Genomic DNA, 23269 nt, shown 5'->3' on the forward strand with positions numbered 1-23269 from the left:
CCATGAGAATCAGTGATACTCAATTTAGCCAGATGATGCTGCAAAGCCTGCAAATCAATAACGCAGGGCTTGGTAAAGTGATGCAACAAATGGCCACAGGTGATCGACTCACTAAGTTGTCTGACGACCCAATGGCGTCGATTAAACTGCTCAACCTTAACCGTGAAGGCGCGGCGATTTCTCAGTATCAGCGCAATATCGCCAATGTGAAAACCACGCTATCGAGTCAAGAGGTGCACCTGGATTCGGTTAACGAGAGTCTAAAAAGCATGCGTGAGTTGGTGCTGTGGGGGGCGAATGGTACCTTAACGGATGAAGACCGCTTAGGCATGATTGCTGAGCTTGAGAGCTTACGCGAATCTGTGCAGTCGTCGTTTAATGCGCAAGACGAAGAAGGGCACTATCTGTTCTCGGGTACTAAAACCGATACGCCAGCTATTTCTGATGCGGGTGGCGGTGTCTATTCTCTTGATGGCAACAGTGACAAGCGAGTTGTGACCGTGGCAAAAGGGGTGACCATGGAGTCCAACACCACGGCTCAAGATATTCTCGATTTGGGTGGCGGCGATAACGTATTGAATCAAATCGATCGTTTGATTGCTGAATTTAAGAGCCCGAGTCCAAATTTTCAAAATGAAGTTGAAGCTAGCCTCAACGCCATTGATGATACCTTAGGTAACGTTCTGGGTGCGATGACTCAAATCGGTGGACGCCACAACAACCTCGATTTGATGGATGGTGCGCATGTGGAGAATAAGCTATTTGTCGATAAGGTGACCAGTGATGTCTCTGCCCTCGACTATGGTGAAGCCTCAGTTCGGCTGAGCAACTACATGGCTGCGCTGCAGGCAACGCAAGCCAGTTATATGAAGATAAATGATCTCTCTTTATTCGACCGCATCTAGCGGTCGCTTTAGGTCTTAGGTAACACGTTTCAAGGAATGATGGTATGGCAGTAAGTACGGTTGAAGTTAGGCCGCATAGTATTAAGCTCACAGGGCAGGGCACCACGAGTATTGCTCCCTCCCAGGCTTCTGATACCACCATTTCCTTATCAAAACATCTGCTTAAACCACAAGCAGAAATCGCTTCGGCGTATTCACTTTCTGGCGTTCTACTGACTCAAGGTCAGCAGCACGCGACTTCGGTTCAAATTGCTACCAAGGCGTTGCAAGGTGTGGGTAAAGAGCTCACTCAAGTGAAAAAGCAGTTAACTCAAGCACTATCACACGGTGCATCACCTCAAACTACTGACAAGCTTGCCCGTTCTAAGAACATGATTGAAACCACGCTGAATCAAGCGCGCTTTGATGGTAAGCGAGTGGTCGACAACGAGCTGCATCTGAAGCTCGACACCGCCGATGTCAGACGATTCTCTATTCCTGGTTTGAACGTACACCGTATGAGTGAACGTGCAGAACAGGTGCGTCTGGATTTTCCGAGCGGCGGCTCCGTTATGTTGCAGTTTGATGGTTTATCGGATGGACAGCGCACGGTGAAGCAGCTCGACCGCAGTGTGATTCCTATGGGGATGCGCGCATCTCTTGCCAACGATGGCAGCATCGTATTTGAAGTCCATGAGTCTGCATACGCAGCGATGCAGCAGCACGTGCGTGTCACAGGTGAAGGTCACCGCTTCCCTGCCGGACAAGCCAACACTTTCTCTATCCAAGCTGAGCCAGACGGTATGGCAGAGCTTAAATTTGACCTTGGTTCACGCGACGGTATCAAACAGTCCATCGCTAAGGTCAACCAGCACCTCAAACAAGCTCAGCTGAGCTTAAACGAAGCCAGACAGTTCCAATCCCAACTGGATACGCAAATGACGCGAATCCAGAGCCAATCCAACCTCCCTTCAACCGAGCAGGTCAATCAACAGCTCTCTAGCTTTAATCAACTCTCCCAAGACTTTACTACCACGTTCCAAGCTCTTAATGCTCAAGCGAATGTTCGTAGACATACGGTAGTGGCGTTACTTAAATAGGTTAAATACCAGAGCTTGTTAGCGATAGAGAGCAGCGCTGAATAAACAAAGGCCAGTATCATTACGATACTGGCCTTTTTAGTGTTCTATGTTTGGCGTGCTGCGCGAGGAGTAGTTACACCAAAAAGAAAAAGTACAAAAAGCACACAAACGCCAGCAGCGTAGCCGATATTGTCGGATAGATAATATAAGCGTCCTGACGATGGGTTCGGCGAAAGCACATAAACGTCAGCAGTATGTTGTAGACCACCAGAAGCAAACTGATGAAGGTGCCGCCTCTGAGCGACAGCGTGGTGAGCTGGCTCAGGAACAGGGCAAGTAGCGCATAATCAACAATGATTAGCCACAGAAATGCCTTCTGTAGTCCGTCTGGGGCTTTGTTTGCCTTCGTTGGCATGTGGGGAATAGTTCGTCGCATAACACACTCTACTGATTCGGTGCTCAATAAGAAACTTTCGACATATCAAGGGTGTTCTACTTCAAGGATAGAACACCCAAAGAGAGGTGCAAGTTAAAGCGCTTGGGCGTCGGTGGTGGAGCTTGGCGCGGTGTCGGTATCGAAACGGATAGTATCGGTTCGGAATACCGGTTGGTTGAACTTCGCCTTTTCTCGCGCCTTTTCGAGTTCGTTATTTGGTTGTTGACCAAACAGGGTGCTGATCACTTCAGCCGCTGGAGTGGTCAAGATAAACAGCTCGATGCGACGGTTTTCACTCGATGATGGCTCTGAATGGTTCAGTAGGGCGCGATCCGACATTCCCGTGACTTGTAGAACACGCTTTTCAGGCATGCCCCCAGACACTAGGGTGTGCCTTGCGGTGTTAGCTCTCGACGATGAAAGCTCCCAGTTAGACTTACTTGAGAAGGTTTGACGATACTGTGTCGAATCCGTGTGACCACTGATGATCATCGGGTTTTCAACGCGCTCAAATACGGGTGCAAGTGCAAGCAATAGGTCTTCAAAGAACGGGGTTAAGGTTGAGCCACCGCGACGAAACATGTTTTGCTTGTAATCATCTTGCAGCACGATGCGCAGCCCTTGTGGGGTGACGGTGACGTCGACATTTCCCTCTGCGTTGATTTGGCGCACCATGTCATTGATCACCTGCGCAAGCGCAGCCAAGCGTTCTTGGGTATCAAAGGTGCCATCGATGAGAGAGTCTGACTCCGGCCCTTCGCGATCGCCCTGAAAAAAAGAGCTCACCGTATGGACTGAGTCGTGACGACTAGCCACGGACGAATCCGTCGCTAGGTCGATCGGAGAAATACTTTGCGAGGTATCGAAAAGATTACCGGTACTCTGGTCAAACACGCTCGCCATTTGCAGATGAGCAACAATCGCTTTGCGCTCTTCTTTATCGACGACCTGCATGACCCAAAGTACGAGGAACAATGCCATCAAGGCAATCATAAAGTCGGCAAACGCCACCTTCCACGCACCGCCATGAGATTCATGGTGATGACTGCGACTGGCGCGTTTGAAGACTACTTGCTCATGTTTTTGCATTATCCCTCCTGTTCAGCGAGCCACACCTCCATTTGGTTAAAGGTCGGTTTAATGTCTAGCTGAATGTGCTTGCGGCCTGCGTCAATCGCCAGCAATGTCGGCTTCTTCGCTACGTACGCAACCAAGGTTGCGCGAGTGCAGTCGAAGGCGGACATGTTGCGTTTAACACGTTGAGCCATGGCGTTACTTGCTGGGTCTAAACAGCAGTAACAACCGAAAATACCGATAAATGTGCCTACTAGAGCGGCGGCAACGTGATAGCCAATCATGGCAATCGAGCCATCAATTGCGGACATCGTAATGATGATGCCACCAACCGCGGCCAAGATACCGAAGCCTGGCATGGCTTCTGCGGTACGCTGCATGGAGCGGGCCGGCTGCATGTAATCAGCCTCGATCGCTTCAATCTCTTGCTCTAGTAGTCCCTCTAACTCATGAGGCGACATTTGTCCCATTGCCATTAAACGTAAATTGTCGGTAATGAAAGAAACTAGGCGGTAGTCACGGCTAACACGAGGGTAGCGAGCAAAAATATCGCTCTGCTCTGGGTTTTCAATGTGCTTATCGAGCGCCTTGAAGCCGCCGCTGCGCACGGTCTCAAGTAGCACTTGCAGCAGTGCCATAAGTTCCATGTAGAACTCACGTTCATCTTTGGGAGGCGATACGATAGCGCGCAGTTGGCTGCGCATCTCTTTCAATACTTGAGGCGGGTTACCTATGATCAATGAGCCCAGGGTTGCGCCGACAATGATCAGCATTTCTGCCGGCTGCCAAATGGCCATTAGACTGCCTCCGGCCCAGACGTATCCGCCGAAGACACACATCAATATGATGATTGCGCCAGTAAACTTTTGCATAGTGGACTCCTAAGAAGACAGTAGTTGGTTGAGCTGCTTGAGCGCTTGTTTGTGCAGCTGACATATCCTCGGCGGTGTCAGTTCGAGCACTAAAGCAATCTCGTGTAAGTTCAAGTCGTGTTGATAAAACAGAGTGAGCAGTAGCTGCTCACGTTTAGGGAGTTTGTCGAGCGCTTTTTCAAGGCTGCGGCGGATATGTTCGTGATTCATGCCGTCGTAGTCAGAATCCACCGTCCCCTCGAGACCACTTTCAATTAATTGGTCGAGGCTCTGCATTTCCGCCGCCATGGTGGCGTTGAGTCTGGCGTGATAATCCTGCTGATCGGTACCAAGTGCGCGTATGATCTCTTGTTCGGTCGGTGTTCGCTTCAGACTCTTGGTCAGATCGCGCGTGACATCGTTAAGCTCGTGAGCCTGCTGACGGGTTTTGCGTGAGCGCCAATCGAGCCGTCGCAGCTCGTCTAAAATCGAGCCACGAATACGACACACGGCAAAAGCGGGGAAGTTAGGGTCGTCAATGTTGCCATAGCGACGACCAGCTTCGAGTAATCCAATCAGCCCGATTTGCTGCATGTCTTCAATGCTGCAATGGGTGGTGGCGTGATTACGCAGTTGGTTGACGACGCGCTTAACCAAGATTTGATGTTGACTAAGCAAGCGATTTTCATCGATACGGTTGGTGGGCGTCGAGACTTCGTCGACCACTCCGTAGCTTTCAGAATGATTCATATCCAGCATGGCAGCTCCTACTGAATAACAAATTTCGTCAGCAGAACATCGTCGATATCGCGCTTAAGTTGGGTATCTGCATAGGCGGTAAGCACCGATGCTTTCACTTCTTGTTGGAGCTGCTCCAGTGCTTCAGCGCCATGCAGATCTTCATAGCGCTTTTGGCTAAACAGATTCAGCATCGCGTGGCGAACTTTGGGCATATAGTCGCGGGCAAACTCTAGACGCTCTGGATGACGCGTTTCTAATGCCAGCTCTAGCATTACAAAGTGGGTCTGTTTCTTACCGCGAACGCTGACAATCACATTATCCAATGCATGAAACGTTGGATCGGCGCTGCGCTTTGGCTCTGAGTTAAATAGTGAGAACTCGCTAGCACTTACCGTCGGTTGGTTGTTGAAGTACCACATGGTGCCATAAACCGTCGCCGCCGAGACCAAAGCACTGGTCGTAATGCAGGCGGCGAAGAGTGAAACAAGGTATTTTTTATTCATGCTGTTTTCCTAAAGCCGTTACACCTGGGTGTTAAGCCAGTGTTCATCCGTTGAGAAGGTCATGGCTGCGTCGTGTTCGGCATCATGACGTTGATTGGCAAAAATAGTGGCGCTCTGGTCATGCGATGGGTGGGCGTCAGACTCTTGTTTATCGCCACTACCAATCTGCACATCCACATGCATCAAGCTCTGGTTTTGTAGCTCTGCACGCAGTCGCTCTGACACCTGGATTAAAGCCTCACGCGTTGCGGCCACGTTGGCATTCAGTTGAACGCTGAGCTTGTCGCCTTCCACCCGTACCATCAGATCGAGCTTGCCAAGATCGGGCGGGTCCAAGCGAATGCGCGCTTCTTGCAGGTTCTGCTGAGCTTGTAAGGTCACGCGGTCGTGCAGAACCTGAAGCATCTGCTCACCCCACTTGCCTGCTTGTGGGTCAATACGAACGGGTGCCCACTCAGTTGTCGTGACATTTGCCATGGTTGTTGAGGTCGCTTGCGTTTGAGGCGCAGCAGACTGTGCGCCTGCCAAAGCGCTATTGGCACTGCTTTGAGACTGACTCGCACTTAATAGACTGGCAATGTCGCTCGCTAAAGATTTGCTTGTTGTCTCTGAAGATAACGATGTTGTTGTTTGCAAAAGTGCGGAAGCAGCGCCTTCTCTCGTTGCGTTAGAAGTGGTTGAGTTCGCATTGAGCTGAGCAAGCTGATTAAACGACATGCGCTCGCTGTCTATCGCTCTCGTCATCATAGGGTTCGTCGCGGCGCCCAATTGCTCGCCGTTAATGGCCGCATTTGTTGCACCAGCAGCACCGAACGCTTGATCGGGCGTTCTGACAAAGCCGACTAGCTCACCTGATAAGGATTCCTGCTGGAGGGCGTCAGATAACATTTCAGCCAATGACTCGCCGTCTTGTTCATGTTGGCCTAATCTCTGCTCGCGCTCAGTCGATGGGATGAGTGAACCAAACCCACGTGTCGTTTGCAGCGCAGCGCCTCCCTCGTTAGGAACGTGAGAGGGATTAATACTGACTGGTCCACTTCCTTCACCTTGCTTTGCGGCAGAGAGATTGCCTGTCTGGTTGGTCACTAACATTCCATTACTCCAAGGTCATCGCCAGTTGGTATGCCATCGCTCGCTCTTTCTCAGCGTCGTTGCTGTCTAGCTTCTTTTTCAGCTTGCTGGTGGCAACGGATAACGCCTCATAAGCGCTAAGATGCGCCTTGCGTGCACGTTCAATTTCGGGTGCCAGTCGCGGGTCTTTAAGGAAAGGCCTATGGGTGTCCAAAAGCTCACGAAGCTGCCCGTCGTATCGCTTAAGTGACTGCCAATCCTCAGTTTTTGCTGCCACCCTCATGCACTGGCTAAGGTGGCGAAACCGCTCTGGGGAAACCTTATGCGTGTTGGCCAAAGTTCTGCCATCCTTCTTTGATGTGAGCCATGACCTTTTCCACATTCTCTAGCTTCTCAACGTCGTTATTGACGCTTGCTTGATACAGCTCGGCTTGGCAAAAGTCGTAAAGTTGGTGAAGGTTTGCGGCTATCTCGCCACCATTTTCGTCATCAAGTGCGCTATCCAGACCGACAAGGATGTTCATGCATTTGCTGATACCTTGTCCTTTTTGTTCTAAGCGACCTTCTGTCATATGACCGCGAACGCGCTCGATTTCATTAAGAAGTCCATCGATAAGCATCACCACGAGTTGGTGTGGGTTGGCTGCCGCTGCTTGCGCGTCAAGGTCTACTTGTTGATATGAGTCGTAACCTGAATCCATTAGCATAAATTTGTACTCCTAGCCTTAACCAAACATGCTCATGGTTTGGTTCATTTGTGTCATTAAGGTATTCATTTGGGTGAACTGCGAGAGATAGCGGCTATACGCCATGTCGTATTTGCGCTCCAGCGTGGCTTGCTTGTCGTCGATACGTGAGATGTTCTGCTGCAGGCTGTCTTTGCGGGTCTTAAAAAGACCAGTGGTTGATTTCAAGAATGGGTCAACCATAGTGTCAATGGAGTCGAGCAGGTTACCGTCGCCATTGAACATGGCCTCTAGAGCGGCACTGTTATTCTTTTGTGCTTCTTCGAACTTAGTGGCGTCTAACGTCATTTTACCGCTGCGGTCGATCTCAATACCCACTTCGCTTAGACGCATGCCGTTGTACTCACCGCGAACTATGCTGGTCAGCTGGCTCTCAATGGAACGCAGAGTGGGGTCGCTGGCGAGCACACCACGCGCCTGATCTTCACCGCCTATGCCGGTGTATTCATCCATGGTCGACATCAAGGTGTTGTAGGCGTCAATAAACGCATTAACCTGCTCTTTGGTTGCTTCTTGGTCCGGACCAATATTGAGGGTGAGTGGTTGCTCCCCTGCGGCTTGCGCTTTACTCACTGTGATGTCGACACCGTCAATGACACCAGTAAAGGTATTGCTGCTACTCTCGAGTTTCAGGCCGCCTTGCCCGCCAAGCCAGATCACCGCATCTTGTGGTGTGCTGATATCTGTGCTGTTGGTAAACGCATCTTCGAACCAGGCAGCATTCGTGCCTGTTGCTGATACGTTGATGGTGTTCTCAACCCCAGTTTCAGTGCTGGAAAGCATAAAGTGGGTTTGTCCGTTAGAGCGAACCAGCGTCGCGTTTGCGCCCGGGTTATTAGGGTCGTTATTAATGGCTGAGACCAGATCAGCCATAGTCGCGGTGCCACCAGCGTCGGCCGAAACTGTCGCTAGGTCAATCGTGACTGCTTCACCATTGATGGTGAAATCCAAGGTGCCTGTCGCTGGGATTTCGGTGGTTGCGTCCAGATCAGAGGGCATGTCCGTCTTCATCTGGTGCGCGGTGGCCACCTGTTCAACGAAAATCTGATAGCTGCCTGTGAGTGCGCTGGCGTTGGCAGTCGCTGATAGGAAGCCGTCTTGAGACACACTGGCCGAGTTCTTAATGATATTGGAGCTACTGCTGTTCATATTGGTGACAGCGGTGCGGAATTCTCTTAGCGCTGCTTCCACCTTACCCAAAGCCGTGATCTGAGACTGATATTTGTCCGCTTGCATCTGGTAGCGCATTTGAAATGGCTGCACATCGTAAGTGGCAAGCTGGGTGGCCATAGTAATCGGGTCTAACGAACTCATTGGAGTGCTCCTTAATCTTGCTTCCCGCGTCTGGGCTGCGAGCCGCGAAATCATCTTTAGTGGTTCAAATCAAGATATATGCCATGATTTAAAGCTATAAATATCAATTGGTTATGTTGTTTTTGGTTTGATGGCGGAAGTGAGGTTTCCTCAGTCTGAGTTCCGCCTTTCCACCTTAAAACTGTCTATTACTCAGAGGGTTAAGGCGACATTTCTAGAGAGATAGTTAACGGTGGTTCTATATCGAGCAGAGAATTGAGATCTACATTCCGAATCCATCACTGGGGCTTAAAAAGAAAAACCTCCCGAAGGAGGTTCAAAGGACGGATGAATCGTTAACGAAGGATAATTCATCATATCTTCGATAGCTGGAGTAGGCTGGTAGCAAACTTCCCCAACTATCGAAAATGCTTGCTATCAATTAGCGAAGTAGAGACATTGCCATGCCAGGTAGCTGGTTAGTTTGCGACAGTACAGTGGTACCCGCTTGCATCAGCATTTGGTTCTTAGTCATGTTTGATGACTCAACAGCGAAGTCTGCATCTGTCATTCGCCCTTTAGCTGCTGATGTGTTTTCTACCATGTTGCCTAGGTTAACAATAGTGTGGTCTAGGCGGTTGATAGTCGCACCCATGCCAGCACGGGCAGCACCAACTTCATCAATTGCAGTTTGGATATTGGTCATCGCTGCTTGTGCAGTTGCTTGGTCAGTAATGCCAGCGAAACCAGCGCTAAGAGTATCGAATGCAGTACCTACATCAGTGTCTACAGTAGTCGCAAGGTCTAGAGTTTCACCTGTTGATGCGCCGATTTGAAGCGTTAGACCGCCGGCTTTAATACCGTTTGTAGTTAGTAGCTGATCGCCAGCATATTTAGTGTTGGTTGTGATGTTCTGTAGCTCAGTAGATAGTTCACCAAACTCTTTATTTAGCGCAGCGATGTCTTTAGCAGTGTTGGTGCCGTTAGCTGCTTGAGTCGCTAGGTCGTTCATACGATAAAGGATATTTGTTGCTTCATCGAATGCGCCTTCTGCCGTTTGTAGCATTGAGATGCCGTCTTGTGCATTGCGCATAGCGACATTCATACCACGAGTTTGTGACTCTAGGCGGTTAGAAATTTGAAGACCTGCCGCGTCATCTGCTGCTGAGTTAATACGGTAACCCGTGCTCAAGCGTTCCATTGCAGTGCTTAGCATGTTGTTAGTGCTGCTTAGAGTATTTTGAGTAACTAGCGAAGCGTAGTTAGTGTGCATTGATAGAGCCATTGTGAATTCTCCTAGATTTGTCTCAATGTGGGACTATCGCCCCGCTCACTAACTAGAGGCGGTAAGTTGATTTTGAAAATTAACTGGAAATGAAAAAAAACTGGAAATTATTGAAAATAGGAAGAAAACTGTGATACCGCTTCAAAGAAAATGGGGCTGACGCCCCATTCATGCTTACGGATTCTCATCGACCTGTTTGACGATGGCGGCGATCTCTTCGTCGACATATTCCGTTTTGGCCGACTGATACATGTTATCGATACTGGCATCGAGCAGCGCTTGCTGCTTGTCTTGTTCCGCTTGTTCTAAAGCAAGTTGTTGTTCCGCCAATGCTTGCTGCTCGGCCGCTTGCTCTTCTTTGGCACGCTCACGCTGCTTTTTACGCATCTCTGCCTTTGGATCTTCAAAGCCTTTAAAGTGCACTGGGATGGGCACATCGGTGACATAACCAAAGTAGTACTTAGCGCCGAGCATCTTATATTGCGATAAGGTGTTCTGACTGGTGACTCGACCGGCGATTAGCGTCGCTTTGCATCGTTTTATGTAGCGGATCACCGGAAGTAGGGTGCGCTTTTCATCCTGACTATCCAGTGAATTGGATATCTTGATGATCTGCGGTGCAAAGGGTGTGAGGTAGTCGAGATTACTCACGGGAAGATGCACATCAAAACACACGCTGTGGAATCGGTCTTCCAAATGCTCAAGCAGCGCCTTACTTGCTGGGTTGGTCGCCTCGCCTTGGGTTAGGTGCAGGCTTGGGATCAACATCGACATCGGTCGCTTGTAGTGCTGAGCAAGCTGGTCGATGAAATGTTTTCCCTCTGGACGCAATAAGGTGCAAGCGTTCATCGAGAACACTAGATTATTGAGCAAGTCAGGGTGGAAGGTTTCCAGCTCAAATTGGGTTTGCCTTACGGCAAGATAGAGCGCAAATAAGTCTAGAGCAGCGCGCACGGTATCAGAAATGTCGAGCGCGAACACGCTGTGGTCCTTTTTCTCACCATAGCGCAGCGTGATGTATTGGTACTGAATCTCGTCGCTGTTGCAGTGTCGAATCGGTTGGCAGGCATGACACACTTCGTCCGCTGCCATCAGTTGCGCGAGCTTTTCATCGTCTTCGGTGACCGCATTGTCCTCTATCATGCGCAGCACATAGAGAAACTGGGCCCTGTAGCTACTTAAATTATCCAAGGTTTCCTACCACGTTTATTTGTTTGCTTTCGGGGATTTCGTTGTATGACAGAACCGCCAACCCTTGCGAGAAGGTGCGGGCATAGCGCGCGATCAACGGTCTCAGCTGTGGCATCACCAAGAGAATCGGTGCAAGTCCTTGCTGCTTAAGCTGCTGTTGTATCAGCGGAAGGTTCTGTTGGAACTGACTCAAAATGTTTGGCTCAATTGGGAAGCTATCGAGTATCACATTGCCATTCGCTTGAGCTTGATGCAGCGATTGCATCAGCATCTGCTCTAGTTCGTCAGAGAGTGCGTAGACATTAAGTTCTTTGCGCTGCCCTGCCACCAAATTCACCAGAGTTCGGCGCAGCGCGCAGCGTACATCTGAGGCAAGCAGAATCGGCTCTTTGGTGTTTTCTGCCGATTCCAGCATAGTGTTGGCAATGGTGCGAATATCTTTCAGTGGTACCTGATCCAAAAGCAGTTGTCTGTACACCTTTAACTGCTGTGCAGGGTTTAAAGCTGCACCAAGTGCTTCTGCGAGTTTGGGCGCTTGTTGGGTCAAGCGCAGGTTCATGGCATCCACATCATCGTGGGTGAACAGCTCAGCAAGGTGGGTTTTCATCACTTTGCTGATGTGAGTCGCAATCACTGTAGCGTCATCGACTACCTGATAGCCCATGTTCAGCGCCTTAGCTTTATCGTTGTGTTCAATCCATACTGCAGGAAGATGGTAGGCAGGATCGCTCCCTAGAATACCGTCGACTTCACCATAGGTTTCACCTACCGCGATGGCCATCAAGCGATCGGGTTCAATAAAGCCCTCTTCAATCACTTCTCCATTGAGCGACACCGTGTATTGGTTTGGTTTCAGACTCAGGTTGTCACGAATGCGTACCTCGGGCAGAAGAAATCCGACTTGCTCCGAGAGGTTTTTGCGAACCCCACGAATACGCTGCAAAACCGGAGCGCCTTGCTCTTTGTTGACCAGGTGAACCAAGCGGTAACCCAAAGCCAATGAGAGGCTTTGTACATGAGGAATATCATCCCATGACAGTGGCTGCTCACTGTCGTTTTGCATCGCGTTGGAGATGGCTTCCACTTCATCGAGCTGTGGGTCTTCGATGGGCTTTTTGGATTGTTTCCAACCAGCGAAGGCGAGCACCGCAGAGAAGGTAAAGAACGCCAAATGCGGCATGCCAGGTACAAGGCCGATGATCAACATGATGCCAGCAACAGTAAACAGGGTCGCTGGTGTCGCTAACAGCTGTTTCTGCATGGTGTCAGCCATGTCGCTATCGCTGTCGTTAATGCGCGTCACGATGATCGCTGCGGCGGTCGCCAATAATAGCGATGGGATCTGAGCAACCAGACCGTCACCTATGGTCAGTAGGGCATAGGTTTTAAAGGCTTCGGAAGCGGGTAGACCGTGCTCAAACACACCGATGCTGATACCACCAATGATGTTGATAAAGAGGATCATTAAGCCAGCAATGGCGTCGCCTCGGACAAACTTGGAGGCACCATCCATGGAACCGTGGAAGTCTGCTTCGTTGGCAACTTCTTTACGTCGGGTTCGTGCCGCTTCTTGGTCGATGAGACCAGCGTTGAGATCCGCATCGATAGCCATTTGCTTGCCGGGTAGCGCATCGAGGGTAAAGCGGGCTGAAACCTCTGAAATTCGCTCGCCACCTTTGGTGATCACCACGAAGTTAATGATCATCAAGATGACGAAAATCACCATACCCACGACATAATTGCCACCAATCACAACCTCACCGAAGGCTTGAATGACCTTACCGGCGGCATCTCCGCCATTGTGACCTTCTAGCAGTACGATACGCGTCGAGGCAACGTTGAGCGTCAGGCGCATTAGGGTAGCGATGAGCAAGATGGTTGGGAACACCGAGAAATCGAGTGGACGCTTTGCCGTGGTACTGACCAGTAACACCAAGATTGCCAGCACGATGTTAAAGGTAAACAAGGCATCAAGCAGTAAAGGTGGCAGTGGCAAAATCACCATCGCCAAAATCATCAGCAGCACGATCGGTATGCCAATGTATCCTTTTCCTGAGCGTCTAAGTTGAGTAAGACGATTCAACATATGTGTTCCTTCGTTGTTGCAAGTGTCCTAAGCCAATCAATGCTGCAAATGCTTAGGGATGGTAAATGTTGGCAGCGGCATGGGTTTATCCCCACTGCCACGTCGAAACGCTTTGAGCTGCATGACGTAAGTTAAAATGTGCGCAACCGCGATATAGAGCTGGCTCGGTACGGCCTGCTCGATGGCGGTGGTATGGTAAATGGCACGAGTCAGCGGTGGTGAGTTGAGGACTTCCACATTGTTTTCTCGTGCAATGCGCTGAATGTGCATCGCGGTCTCATCTATGCCTTTGGCAACCACAAAGGGGGCCTCCGACAAACTGGTGTCGTACTTGAGTGCCACCGCATAATGGGTTGGGTTGGTGATAACCACGTCAGCTTTGGGAACGGCTTGGTCTATCTTGCGACGAGCAAACTGCTGCTGAATTTGGCGAATGCGCTGTTTGACCTCTGGGCGACCTTCGTTGTTTTTGTACTCTTCTTTAAGCTCTTGCTTGGTCATCTTGAGCTGCTTTAGGTGCTCCCAGCGCTGGTAGGGGATATCAATCACACCAAAGATAAGCAGCGCCACCCCATTAGAAGCAGGCCTTCGAACAGTATGGTCATGACCAGGGTAATACCCTGATTCAAGGTCAACTGCTGCATGCCTAATAGCTGTGAGAAGTTGCTGTCGAGATAGGTATAAAGCAGCGCAAAGATGACGGCGACCTTGAGTGACGACTTGATCAGCTCAACCAAGGAGCGTGTCGAGAACATGCGCTTAATGCCAGACAGGGGGTTAAGCTTGCTGAGCTTGGGCTGTATGTTGGCAGGGCGAAACATCCAGCCTCCCAATATCAGGCTGCTGCCAACCGACGCTATGATGATGACCGCAAACATTGGCAGTAAGAGCTCGATGATGATGGCGAGGCTTTGACCGAGTTGTTCCAGCATCTGTTGTGGATTTTCAAGGTCTTGCCGAGTAAGTGACATATTGAAGTGGAACACCCCAGAGATGTGCTGCCAAATCCAGTGAAGTTGACTATAGAAAAACATCGCCACGATCAAAAACAGTACTGCCGTCGTGAACTCTTTTGCTCGTGGTATCTGACCTTCTTGCCTGGCCTTTTTAATTTTCTGGGGCGAGGCTTTCTCGGTTTTATCCTGACTCGACTGTTCACTCATGCGCCGCCCACCATAAACTGGTTGAGGTGCGAGAGTGTCTCGTGCACCAACGCGGTGTAGCGACTGGGTATGCCGCTAACCGTAATCAAGATACTGAACAGACCGAGTAGCATGGTCATAGGAAAACCCAGTGCGTAAACGTTCAAGCTGGGTGCGGCGCGATTCATCACACCAAAGCTAATGTTGGCCAGCAGCATAGAGACGATGGCTGGCAGTGCTAATGCCAGTGCTGAGGCAAACATCCAACCAAACAGCGAGATGATGTTGTCGAGCGAGAGTACCGAAAGCCCAGAACCTACGGGCCACACCACAAAGCTCTGTACCAAAATATCGATAACCAGCAGGTGACCCTCGAGTGCTAAAAACAGTAGGGTACACAACAGCAAGAAAATACGACCGAGTATGGCGACCGACAGTCCATTCACTGGGTCATTCATGATGGCCATGCCAAGACCCATTTGCAGCGAAACGATTTGCCCCAGCATAGTAAAGATATTAAAGAAAAAGTGCAGGATAAGACCGAAGAAAAGCCCCCACATCGCTTGCTCGAAAGCCAGAAACAGAGAGGTCATTGAAAACAGGTCAACAGCAGGCATAGCTGGCATTAATGGCGCGGTAATGACCACGATAGATAGAGCGAGCAGTGCACGAACCCACACGGGAATCAAAGCGTCACCGAAAAATGGCATGGCCAAAAAGGCGGCCCCAATCCTGAAAAAGGGCCACCATAATTGGCCTAACCATTGTGAAATCTCGGCGAACGTTATCTGCATCAACCAATCATCCCTGGAATGTTGTGGAACAAGTAGTCGAATAACTCCATGATTTTTCTCAGCATCCAGTGGCCAGCAAAGATCACCATCAGCAGGGTCGCCAAAAGTTTGGGTAAGAAACTCAGTGTCTGCTCTTGGATTTGTGTCGCGGCTTGAAATACGGCAATGACCAAGCCGACTAGAAGGCCCGGCACCACGAGTACCATAACGATATTGATGATCAGCCAGACGGCATTGGAGAACAGCGCCACTGTCATTTCAGGGGTCATCGCGTGTCCTTATCCAGTACTAAAACTGGCTGAAAGCGTGCCAACGGTCATCGCCCAACCATCGACCAACACAAAGACGACCAACTTAAATGGCAGCGAGACGATCAGTGGCGATAGCATCATCATACCCATAGCCATCAACACGCTTGCTACTACCAGGTCGATGATCAGAAACGGGATAAACAGCATAAAGCCGATCTGAAACGCGGTCTTAAGTTCACTGATGACAAACGCTGGAAGCACGATGGCAAATGAGATGTCGTCGACGTTGGAGTCAATCGGCTCATTGGCGATCCTCAGCATCTGCTCTAGGGAGTTTTGCTGCGTTTGTGCCAACATAAAGTTTCTCACCGGCTTTTCTGCGGTTGAGAAGGCTTGCATCAAGGTGATCTCACCTTGGTCGTAAGGCAGGAATGCATTCTCATAGACGTCGCTCCAGACGGGACGCATAATAAGAATGCTTAAACACAAGGCGATACCAATCAGCACTCGGTTCGGTGGGCTTTGCTGCAGACCCAGTGCCTGACGTAGAATCGCCAACACGACGATAATACGTGTAAAGCTGGTGGCCATCAGCAAGAAGGCGGGTAAAAAGCTTAACGCTGTCATCAGTAGCAAGATTTGCAGCTTGACGCTGTACTCCTGCTCTGACTGCCCATCATTGACGGTAAGAAACGTTAATCCGTTGTCTGCCCACGCCATTTGGCTACCAAGCAAAAGCACCAGAGAAATGATGACTAACGTACCACGACTCAATGTTTTTGGGAGCCATCTTTGCAGTGTGCTTGAAGCCAACATAATGGATTACTGTCCCATAGACGTGAGAGCGGATTCCACGACGTCGATTAAGCGAAGTCCATATTTGTCGTTGACCACGACAACTTCAGCATGTCCCATGAGAGAGCCGTTCACTTTGACATCCAATGGCTCACCGTTGAGCTTATCTAACTCAATGATGCTACCTTCACCTGCGGTCATTAAGTCACCCAGGGCAATTTCTTTGCTGGCGACCTCCAGCGTCACGGTAACCGGTATGTTTTTGAAAAAATCCAGATTGCGTGTTGCCGTCGCTGTTGTGGCAGCCGCAGGTACGTCCGCATCGAAGTCCTCTAGCTCAAAATCATCGAACTGTAAGTCGTTGCTGTCGAAAGCCGTCTGATCTTGCGAGTCGCTCATCGGTGGTTTTCCTTATCTTCGTTTAAAATCAATACCAATTGGCCGTCTTGCTCGGCCACACGACCCGTAAACAGTGTTTGCTTACCGATTTTTACTGGGGCATGGTTAAGTAATTCGATAGGTAGGATGTCATCTGGCTTGAGTGCTAATACCTGAGTGAGTGGCATAACATTCTTGCTGAGCTGAACATCGAGTTTGACGGGGGTAGTGTGCAGCGCTTGGCAAAACTCGCCAGCAAGTTCTGGGTTTGCGGTCAGCTCTAGTTCGCTAACTAAGGTTTGAATCAGTTCACTGTCGAGGACGATAGAAAGTGGTGCCACTTTGTCGTGCATTTGAACGGTTAGGGTTGCGATGATCCCCACGCCTGATAATGCATCCATCTCTTGAGGCCGCCATGCATCCTCGGGTGCTATCCAGCCTGCGATGTGTTTGGTGATTCGCTGCAGTAAGCGGATATCACTATTGGTGAGCTCAGTTTGACTGCGCTCAACCCCTGCGCCGTAAAACTCATCAGACAGTCGCATCAACATCACGGGTTCGATGCTTACGTAAAGAGCCCCCTTGTCGTTGTGCTTTTGCGCAGCGCTGTTGCGACTATCCAACACGTTGCTTCCCAGTGTTTCCAGTTGGATATCGGTCAGTTCGACATGAACGGAAGGGGTTTTGAGCCACGCCTGTAATTCCGTCGATAAATATTGCTGGGAGCTATTAATAATCGACTCAAGCTTATTTTTGATGATATGAATCGGCTTGCCTAATAATTCAACGTTTAGCGCTTGAACAGATTCTCGTTTACTCAAAGTTTGTTCACTCATACCTATCTCATAGCCTGCGACTGTTCTGCTGGATGTTAAGCAGAATTAATTGGTTAACATTGTTATTTTTCGTCAGTCTACTCTGGTTTTTTTAGTTGTTTTTAGCTCTTGAACGTAAATTTGTGAACTTGGTTCATATGTTTGTTTTCACTTAATAAACCATCTTTAAATATAAAATAAATGCAGGTAGCTTAATCCAATAATTATTATATCCGGGCGAATATATCGTCTGGTAAATAGCCGCTATATCTAGTTGGCTAGCAACATCAGAATGAGTGATTTACCTAAATTTATGTTTTATAAGCACTATGTTTGGCGGTTTTTTGACTGGTGCCCATGTGAAACTAGGTTTACATATGTCAGTAACAAGGGCTTTCATTGGATGGCAATATGAATTCTGCGTCAGTTAAAAATCGAACTTACTTATTATTGGCTAGTTTAAGTAAGTCAGAAGAATGTAAAATACAGTCAGCAATTACGTTTGTTAATAAACTGTTTCCAATATTGGTTTTTATTGTCTTTATTTTTGGGACTAAAGTCTCATTTGGTAATGAAGTTAATATTCCTATGGATTTAGTTAATTGGCAGGCAAAGAAAGGTGAATTTGAATGTCGTCTTGAACATAAATTGCCAAATAACATGGGGAAGTTTTACTTCCACGCGGAACCAAATAATCCGCTTTCCGCCGTTCTATATTTACCCAACCAACCTATTCAACATGCGCAGCTGTTTCAATTAACGGCACCATGGCATTCTCCTGCGCAGCACAGCGTGGTTGATGAAGCTGCTAAAACGACCAAAGGCTACGCCATTTTTGATGTCGGCATTGAATCATTGCTTGCAGCCGTGACCAAAGGTGCCTGGGTAAGAGTCAGTGCCATGTCTGATGAGCACACGCACAGTGACGCCTATGTTTTGCCTTCTACACGAATTGAATCGGCTTTTGTCTCGTTTAATGCCTGTCGTGTCGCCTTACCTGAAATGAACTACCAACAAGCACGCGATGTGGTACTGAACTTTGAGTTTGGTCAGCGTGTGGTCTCCGGCGATCAAAGACGCACCTTGGCTTCCTTGGTGAGCTATATCAATGCAGATCAAGCGGTATCTCGAGTGTTAATCGATGGCCATACCGACAACGTAGGTTCAACCACAAGCAACCTGCAAATGTCGCGCGTTCGAGCAGATGATGTTGCCAGTACCTTGATTGAGTTAGGTGCACCAAAATCTCTGGTTGAGGTGCGTGCCCATGGCGCTCGCTACCCAGTGAGTAGCAATGAAACCGAATTTGGTCAAGCGAAAAACCGTCGTGTCACCGTGAGAGTGGTGAGACACACATCTTCAAATTCAGCGTCTTCAACGGATACGAAGACAGAGGTGCAATAAATGCCAACTCAGCTTAAGCATAAGGACATTCTCTTCGTCGAACCGTGTGAGAATAATGCGAACCCCATCATCGACCTGCTCACAGAGCAAGGTTTCAAAGTCACCCACGTAAAAACAGGTCGAGCTGCGTTACTGCATGATAAAGCGGCAATCAGCTTAATTAGCTCGGCACTCCCTGACATGAGCGTGCGTGAATGGATTGCTTGTCACCAACGCAAATCGAATCCGGGCGTGGCTATCGCGATTGTCGAGCAAGACCAAGGTGTGCTTGCTGCTGAAGCCATGAAGGCGGGTGCGACCGATTACCTATTGCGTCCCTTTGAAGCGACGCAGCTTATCAATCTTATTCAACGTGTCGAAGCGCTTGAGAAGCCGATGGCGAACATCGTGGCAGAGTCTTGGCGTAGCAAACAGGTTCTGCAATTGGCGCATCGAGCCGCATGTACTAGTGCAAGCGTATTGATCACTGGGGAGTCGGGTACGGGTAAAGAAGTGTTGGCGCGCTACGTACACGACCAATCCCCACGTGGCTCACAACCGTTTGTTGCCGTGAACTGTGCAGCGATTCCAGAATCCATGCTAGAAGCTGTGCTGTTTGGTCATGTAAAAGGCGCGTTCACGGGCGCGACGGGATCTCAGTCCGGTAAGTTTGAAGAGGCGAATGGCGGCACGATTTTGCTTGATGAGATTGGTGAGATGTCGCCAGCGGTCCAAGCTAAACTATTGCGAGTACTGCAAGAGCGCGAAGTTGAGCGAGTAGGAAGTCACAAGGCCATCGCCCTAGATATTCGTGTGATCGCTGCGACCAACAAAGATCTGCGCGAAGAAGTTCGCAAAGGCACATTCCGTGAAGATCTCTACTACCGCCTCGATGTGTTGCCACTGCACTGGCCGCCACTGCGCGATCGTAAAGATGACATCCTGCCAATTAGCCAATTCTTTATCAACAAATACAAGGAGCACAGCAACTGTCATCTTTCTGCCGATGCAGAGCAGGCGCTGTGTCATTACCACTGGCCCGGCAATATTCGTGAACTTGAGAACGTTATTCAGCGCGCGCTTGTAATGCGCCATGGCGACTACATTACCGCGCAAGACCTGATGCTTCCTGTTGAGCTTCCTACCACTAACGTTGTGACACACAAAGCGCAAGGAATGGGGCATGTTGAGGTGAAAAAGCAGGCGGAGTTCCAATTTATTCTCGAGAAACTGCGCCAATTTGGCGGTAACCGAACAAAAACGGCGGATGCCCTAGGGGTAACCACACGCGCACTACGCTACAAGTTGGCCGCAATGCGTGAGCAAGGAATTGATCTACAGTCAGCCATCGGCTCGGCTGCATAAAGGAGAATTTAGATGGCGATGCAACCAATCAATAATGCGGTATCAGCAGAGCAATTGATGCTCACCAAAATGCAGAACATGCAGCAGCAGGTACAACCCGACTTCTTAGTGGCGAACAACCCGATGGATGTGAATAAGGTGAACCCTCCAATGGCGTTTTCTGGGGCGATGAAAAACGTGCTCGATATGGTTAACCAGCATCAATCTACAGCATCACAAAAAATGACTGCGGTAGAAACGGGTCAAAGTGATGACTTGGTCGGTGCCATGATTGCCAGTCAGAAAGCCAGCTTGTCGTTCTCGGCGCTGATGCAGGTGCGTAACAAGGTTGTTGCGTCGTTTGAAGATGTAATGAAGATGCCGGTGTAAAACATGTCAGAATTAGCACCTCAAACAGCGGCGACCCCAGGTCCCATTGATGTCGCACCTAAGTCGACACCTAATAACATGAACGATGTTCAGGCGAAGCTTAAACAGCTGTGGTCTAGCTCACAGCGCAACTTGGTATTGTCTGCAGTTCTTGCGGCGATTGTGGCTGCCATCATAGTGGTCGCGCTTTGGAGTTCTTCGCAAAGCTATCGCCCTCTCTACAGTCAGCAAGAGCGCTTTGACATCGGTGAAATTGTGTCTGTGTTGGAGTCAGAAGGCATTGCCTACCGACTGCAAGAGCAGAACGGTCAAGTACTGGTGGCAGAGGGTCAAGTTGCCAAAATTCGTATGCTTCTGGCGGCGAAAGGCGTCAAAGCACAATTGCCAACGGGTCTGGACTCATTAAAAGAAGACAGCTCACTCGGCACCAGCCAATTTATGGAAAATGCGCGCTATCGACATGGTCTAGAGGGTGAGTTGGTTCGCACCATCATCTCTTTGAATGCGATTTCAAATGCTCGAGTCCACCTTGCGATTCCAAGACAAACCTTGTTTGTGCGCCAGCAGGGAGAAGACCCTTCCGCTTCGGTAATGATTGAGCTTAAACCTGGCGAAGACCTTAAGCCAGATCAGGTTGAAGCTATCATCAACTTGGTTGTCGGCAGTGTCACTGGCATGAAGTCAGAGTTCGTTTCCGTGATAGACCAATATGGACGTCTACTGAGCGCTGATGTGGCTTCTGCAGCAACAGGTAAAGTGAATGCTAAATATCTGGAATACCAAAAGAATGTAGAGAAGCAGATCATTCAGCGTGCAGCCGACATGCTGACGCCGATTGTGGGTCCAAGTAACTTTCGAGTGCAAGTTGCCGCCGACATGGACTTTAGTCAGGTGGAAGAGACTCAAGAGATCCTTGACTCCAATCCTGTGGTTAGAAATGAGCACAGCATCCAAAACAATACGGTCGATAAGATTGCGCTTGGTATCCCAGGTTCACTAAGCAACCAGCCACCGGTTACCGGTGAAGTGCCAACCAACGACAGCCAAAACACCAATGCACGCAGTGAGCTTAATCGTCAGTATGCTGTTGGCAGCAGTATTCGCCGTACTCAGTATCAGCAGGGACAAATCGATAAGCTAAGTGTCTCGGTGCTACTTAATGAGACCGCAGCACCTAATGGCACGGCGTGGACACCAGAAGAGCGCGCGCAGATCTCAACGATGATCACCGATGCTGTGGGTATCTCAGCGGCGCGCGGCGATAGCCTCAGTTTAATGAGCTTTAACTTCACGCCAATCGAGATTGAAGCGCCACCGGCGATGCCTTGGTGGCAAGACCCGACGGTTCAGCAGCCGCTACGCTACATCATAGGTGGCATGCTAGGTATGGCGATGATCTTCTTCGTACTACGTCCACTTATCATGCACTTAACTGGCGCTGACCAGCGTGGTCAAGAGCTAGAGTTTGCAGACCCTCTAGAAGAAGAGTACCAAGAAAACATTCAAACCCGTGAAGAGCGTGAGCGCGAAGAGCGCCTGAACCGCAAACTGACTGAGCGTGGTATCGAGTCGACATCGTCGGGTCTGGATGCGAGCAGCGACATGTTGCCACCACCAGGTTCGCCGCTAGAACTGCAATTGAAACATCTACAGCTTATTGCGACCGAAGAGCCAGAGCGCGTCGCGGAAGTCCTTAAACAATGGGTAAACGTCAATGAAAACAGCACAGTCAACGCCAGCAACGCTTAGTCACGTCGAACGCACGGCATTGGTGTTACTCGGAATGGGTGAGGACGCCGCTGCGCAAGTGTTACGCCACTTCTCTCGTGATGAGACTCAGCGCGTCACTAAAGCAATGGCCAAGCTTAGCGGCATTAAAAGTGATAGCGCGAAGAATGTTATTCAACACTTCTTTGAGGATTTTAGACAGCACAGTGGCATCCGCGGGGCCTCAAAAAGAGTACTTGTCGAATACACTTCGCAAAGCTTTGGGCAACGACCTTGCGAAAGGGCTGTTGAACAACCTGTATGGTGATGAGATTCGCAACAACATGCAGAGGCTGCAATGGGTAGAAGCTGAAGTGCTAGCCCGATTTGTCGCCAGTGAGCATCCTCAGATGCAGGCAATTTTCTTGGCCTATTTGCCACCAGAAACCTCGTCAGAAGTACTCAATCATCTGCCGTCGGATTATCACGATGAGCTTTTATATCGAATCGCGACGTTGCAAGACATTGATCATCAAGTCGTGGGCGATTTGAACGAATTGATTGAGCGCTGCATTGAGCAAGTATCGGTGAGTCAAAGTGCACCTATGTCAGGGGTGAAGCAGGTTGCCGATATCATCAACCGCTTCTCTGGTGACCGAGCTATGTTGATGGAAATGCTGAAGTTGCACGATGAAAACGTGGTCAGCGAGATTGAAGAGAACATGTTTGACTTTATGGTGCTTGGTAGACAGCGCGAAGACACCATGGACGCCTTGGTACAGCAGGTGCCTGTTGAGCTTTGGTCTGTGGCTCTTAAAGGCGCAGAGATCACCTTGCAGCAAGCCATTAAGGCGTCGATGCCGCAGCGTATGGTGAAAGCGCTAGAAGATGATATGCAGCTTCGCGGCGCGGTGCCATTGAGTACGGTCGAACGTGCACGTAATGAAATTATGCAGATTATCAAAGAGATGTCGGAAGCGGGTGAGATTGAGCTCACGCTATACCAAGAGCAAACGGTGGAGTAATC

At 49.6% G+C, this 23269-nt stretch carries 23 protein-coding genes and 2 pseudogenes; 7 read left to right on the plus strand and 18 right to left on the minus strand.

Going from position 1 to position 23269, the window contains the following annotated elements; translation table 11 throughout:
• Positions 1 to 2: 2 nt before the first annotated feature.
• Together flgL and AC6I8Y_RS00515 are read left to right on the plus strand one after the other, a co-directional pair.
• Positions 3 to 905, plus strand: coding sequence for a flagellar hook-associated protein FlgL (gene flgL, locus AC6I8Y_RS00510; protein ID WP_498020620.1), 903 nt, complete (start codon positions 3 to 5; stop codon positions 903 to 905).
• 44 nt (positions 906 to 949) lie between these two features.
• Positions 950 to 1984: a flagellin gene (locus AC6I8Y_RS00515; protein WP_498020621.1), complete on the plus strand. Its 1035-nt coding sequence runs from the start codon at positions 950 to 952 to the stop codon at positions 1982 to 1984.
• A 115-nt stretch (positions 1985 to 2099) separates the two neighbouring features.
• On the opposite strand, the gene AC6I8Y_RS00520 is transcribed toward AC6I8Y_RS00515, so the two are convergent.
• The 18 genes and pseudogenes from AC6I8Y_RS00520 to AC6I8Y_RS00605 form a co-directional block, all read right to left on the minus strand.
• Positions 2100 to 2402 (minus strand): hypothetical protein, encoded by a 303-nt coding sequence (locus AC6I8Y_RS00520; RefSeq protein WP_128648354.1) that lies wholly within the window; start codon positions 2400 to 2402, stop codon positions 2100 to 2102.
• A gap of 93 nt (positions 2403 to 2495) precedes the next feature.
• A complete protein-coding gene (locus AC6I8Y_RS00525) occupies positions 2496 to 3491 on the minus strand; it encodes a flagellar motor protein MotB (RefSeq protein ID WP_252013028.1) in 996 nt (331 codons plus the stop codon).
• Positions 3491 to 4348 carry a flagellar motor stator protein MotA gene (gene motA, locus AC6I8Y_RS00530; RefSeq protein WP_042477846.1) on the minus strand — a complete coding sequence of 286 codons (858 nt, stop codon included), beginning with the start codon at positions 4346 to 4348 and terminating at the stop codon, positions 3491 to 3493. The genes AC6I8Y_RS00525 and motA overlap by 1 nt, the downstream gene beginning before the upstream one ends.
• Positions 4349 to 4357: 9 nt before the next feature.
• Entirely contained in the window at positions 4358 to 5086 is a 729-nt protein-coding gene (locus AC6I8Y_RS00535; RefSeq protein WP_042477850.1) for a FliA/WhiG family RNA polymerase sigma factor, read from the minus strand.
• A gap of 8 nt (positions 5087 to 5094) precedes the next feature.
• Positions 5095 to 5571: a flagellar basal body-associated FliL family protein gene (locus tag AC6I8Y_RS00540; RefSeq protein ID WP_042477852.1), complete on the minus strand. Its 477-nt coding sequence runs from the start codon at positions 5569 to 5571 to the stop codon at positions 5095 to 5097.
• A gap of 18 nt (positions 5572 to 5589) precedes the next feature.
• Complete coding sequence (locus AC6I8Y_RS00545) at positions 5590 to 6663, minus strand: flagellar hook-length control protein FliK (protein ID WP_498020622.1); 1074 nt, start codon at positions 6661 to 6663, stop codon at positions 5590 to 5592.
• A 4-nt stretch (positions 6664 to 6667) separates the two neighbouring features.
• Positions 6668 to 6979 (minus strand): LafD, encoded by a 312-nt coding sequence (locus AC6I8Y_RS00550; protein ID WP_234494788.1) that lies wholly within the window; start codon positions 6977 to 6979, stop codon positions 6668 to 6670.
• Entirely contained in the window at positions 6963 to 7349 is a 387-nt protein-coding gene (gene fliS, locus AC6I8Y_RS00555; protein ID WP_234494787.1) for a flagellar export chaperone FliS, read from the minus strand. Before fliS ends, AC6I8Y_RS00550 begins: the two co-directional genes overlap by 17 nt.
• An 18-nt stretch (positions 7350 to 7367) precedes the next feature.
• Positions 7368 to 8702: a flagellar filament capping protein FliD gene (gene fliD / locus AC6I8Y_RS00560; protein ID WP_498020623.1), complete on the minus strand. Its 1335-nt coding sequence runs from the start codon at positions 8700 to 8702 to the stop codon at positions 7368 to 7370.
• A gap of 421 nt (positions 8703 to 9123) precedes the next feature.
• Complete coding sequence (lafA, locus tag AC6I8Y_RS00565) at positions 9124 to 9966, minus strand: lateral flagellin LafA (protein WP_498020624.1); 843 nt, start codon at positions 9964 to 9966, stop codon at positions 9124 to 9126.
• 174 nt (positions 9967 to 10140) lie between these two features.
• Entirely contained in the window at positions 10141 to 11109 is a 969-nt protein-coding gene (locus AC6I8Y_RS00570; RefSeq protein ID WP_498020625.1) for a diguanylate phosphodiesterase, read from the minus strand.
• A 40-nt stretch (positions 11110 to 11149) separates the two neighbouring features.
• Positions 11150 to 13243 carry a flagellar biosynthesis protein FlhA gene (flhA, locus tag AC6I8Y_RS00575; RefSeq protein ID WP_394153849.1) on the minus strand — a complete coding sequence of 698 codons (2094 nt, stop codon included), beginning with the start codon at positions 13241 to 13243 and terminating at the stop codon, positions 11150 to 11152.
• 36 nt (positions 13244 to 13279) lie between these two features.
• A pseudogene (gene flhB / locus AC6I8Y_RS00580) lies at positions 13280 to 14406 on the minus strand (flagellar biosynthesis protein FlhB).
• On the minus strand, positions 14403 to 15179 hold the full coding sequence (gene fliR / locus AC6I8Y_RS00585; RefSeq protein WP_234494778.1) for a flagellar biosynthetic protein FliR: 777 nt from the start codon (positions 15177 to 15179) through the stop codon (positions 14403 to 14405). Before fliR ends, flhB begins: the two are co-directional and overlap by 4 nt.
• Positions 15179 to 15448 carry a flagellar biosynthesis protein FliQ gene (gene fliQ, locus AC6I8Y_RS00590; protein ID WP_234494777.1) on the minus strand — a complete coding sequence of 90 codons (270 nt, stop codon included), beginning with the start codon at positions 15446 to 15448 and terminating at the stop codon, positions 15179 to 15181. Before fliQ ends, fliR begins: the two co-directional genes overlap by 1 nt.
• Before the next feature lie 9 nt (positions 15449 to 15457).
• Complete coding sequence (fliP, locus tag AC6I8Y_RS00595; protein WP_498020626.1) at positions 15458 to 16246, minus strand: flagellar type III secretion system pore protein FliP; 789 nt, start codon at positions 16244 to 16246, stop codon at positions 15458 to 15460.
• Positions 16247 to 16252: 6 nt separating this feature from the next.
• Positions 16253 to 16624, minus strand: coding sequence for a flagellar motor switch protein FliN (fliN, locus tag AC6I8Y_RS00600; protein ID WP_042477867.1), 372 nt, complete (start codon positions 16622 to 16624; stop codon positions 16253 to 16255).
• Positions 16621 to 17439, minus strand: coding sequence for a FliM/FliN family flagellar motor switch protein (locus AC6I8Y_RS00605; RefSeq protein WP_498020627.1), 819 nt, complete (start codon positions 17437 to 17439; stop codon positions 16621 to 16623). Before AC6I8Y_RS00605 ends, fliN begins: the two co-directional genes overlap by 4 nt.
• A 567-nt stretch (positions 17440 to 18006) precedes the next feature.
• Here AC6I8Y_RS00605 and AC6I8Y_RS00610 point away from each other — a divergent pair.
• From AC6I8Y_RS00610 to AC6I8Y_RS00630, 5 genes and pseudogenes are all read left to right on the plus strand, one after another.
• Positions 18007 to 18822, plus strand: coding sequence for a MotY family protein (locus tag AC6I8Y_RS00610; RefSeq protein WP_394153841.1), 816 nt, complete (start codon positions 18007 to 18009; stop codon positions 18820 to 18822).
• Positions 18823 to 20166, plus strand: a complete 1344-nt coding sequence (locus AC6I8Y_RS00615; protein ID WP_498020628.1) for a sigma-54-dependent transcriptional regulator — start codon at positions 18823 to 18825, stop codon at positions 20164 to 20166. It abuts the gene before it with no gap.
• A 12-nt stretch (positions 20167 to 20178) separates the two neighbouring features.
• Positions 20179 to 20535, plus strand: a complete 357-nt coding sequence (gene fliE / locus AC6I8Y_RS00620) for a flagellar hook-basal body complex protein FliE (protein ID WP_128648365.1) — start codon at positions 20179 to 20181, stop codon at positions 20533 to 20535.
• A gap of 3 nt (positions 20536 to 20538) precedes the next feature.
• Complete coding sequence (gene fliF, locus AC6I8Y_RS00625; RefSeq protein ID WP_394153837.1) at positions 20539 to 22284, plus strand: flagellar basal-body MS-ring/collar protein FliF; 1746 nt, start codon at positions 20539 to 20541, stop codon at positions 22282 to 22284.
• Positions 22250 to 23267, plus strand: a pseudogene (locus AC6I8Y_RS00630) (flagellar motor switch protein FliG). The gene fliF and the pseudogene AC6I8Y_RS00630 overlap by 35 nt, the downstream one beginning before the upstream one ends.
• Positions 23268 to 23269 lie beyond the last annotated feature (2 nt).

Source organism: Vibrio sp. KUL78, assembly GCF_059725505.1.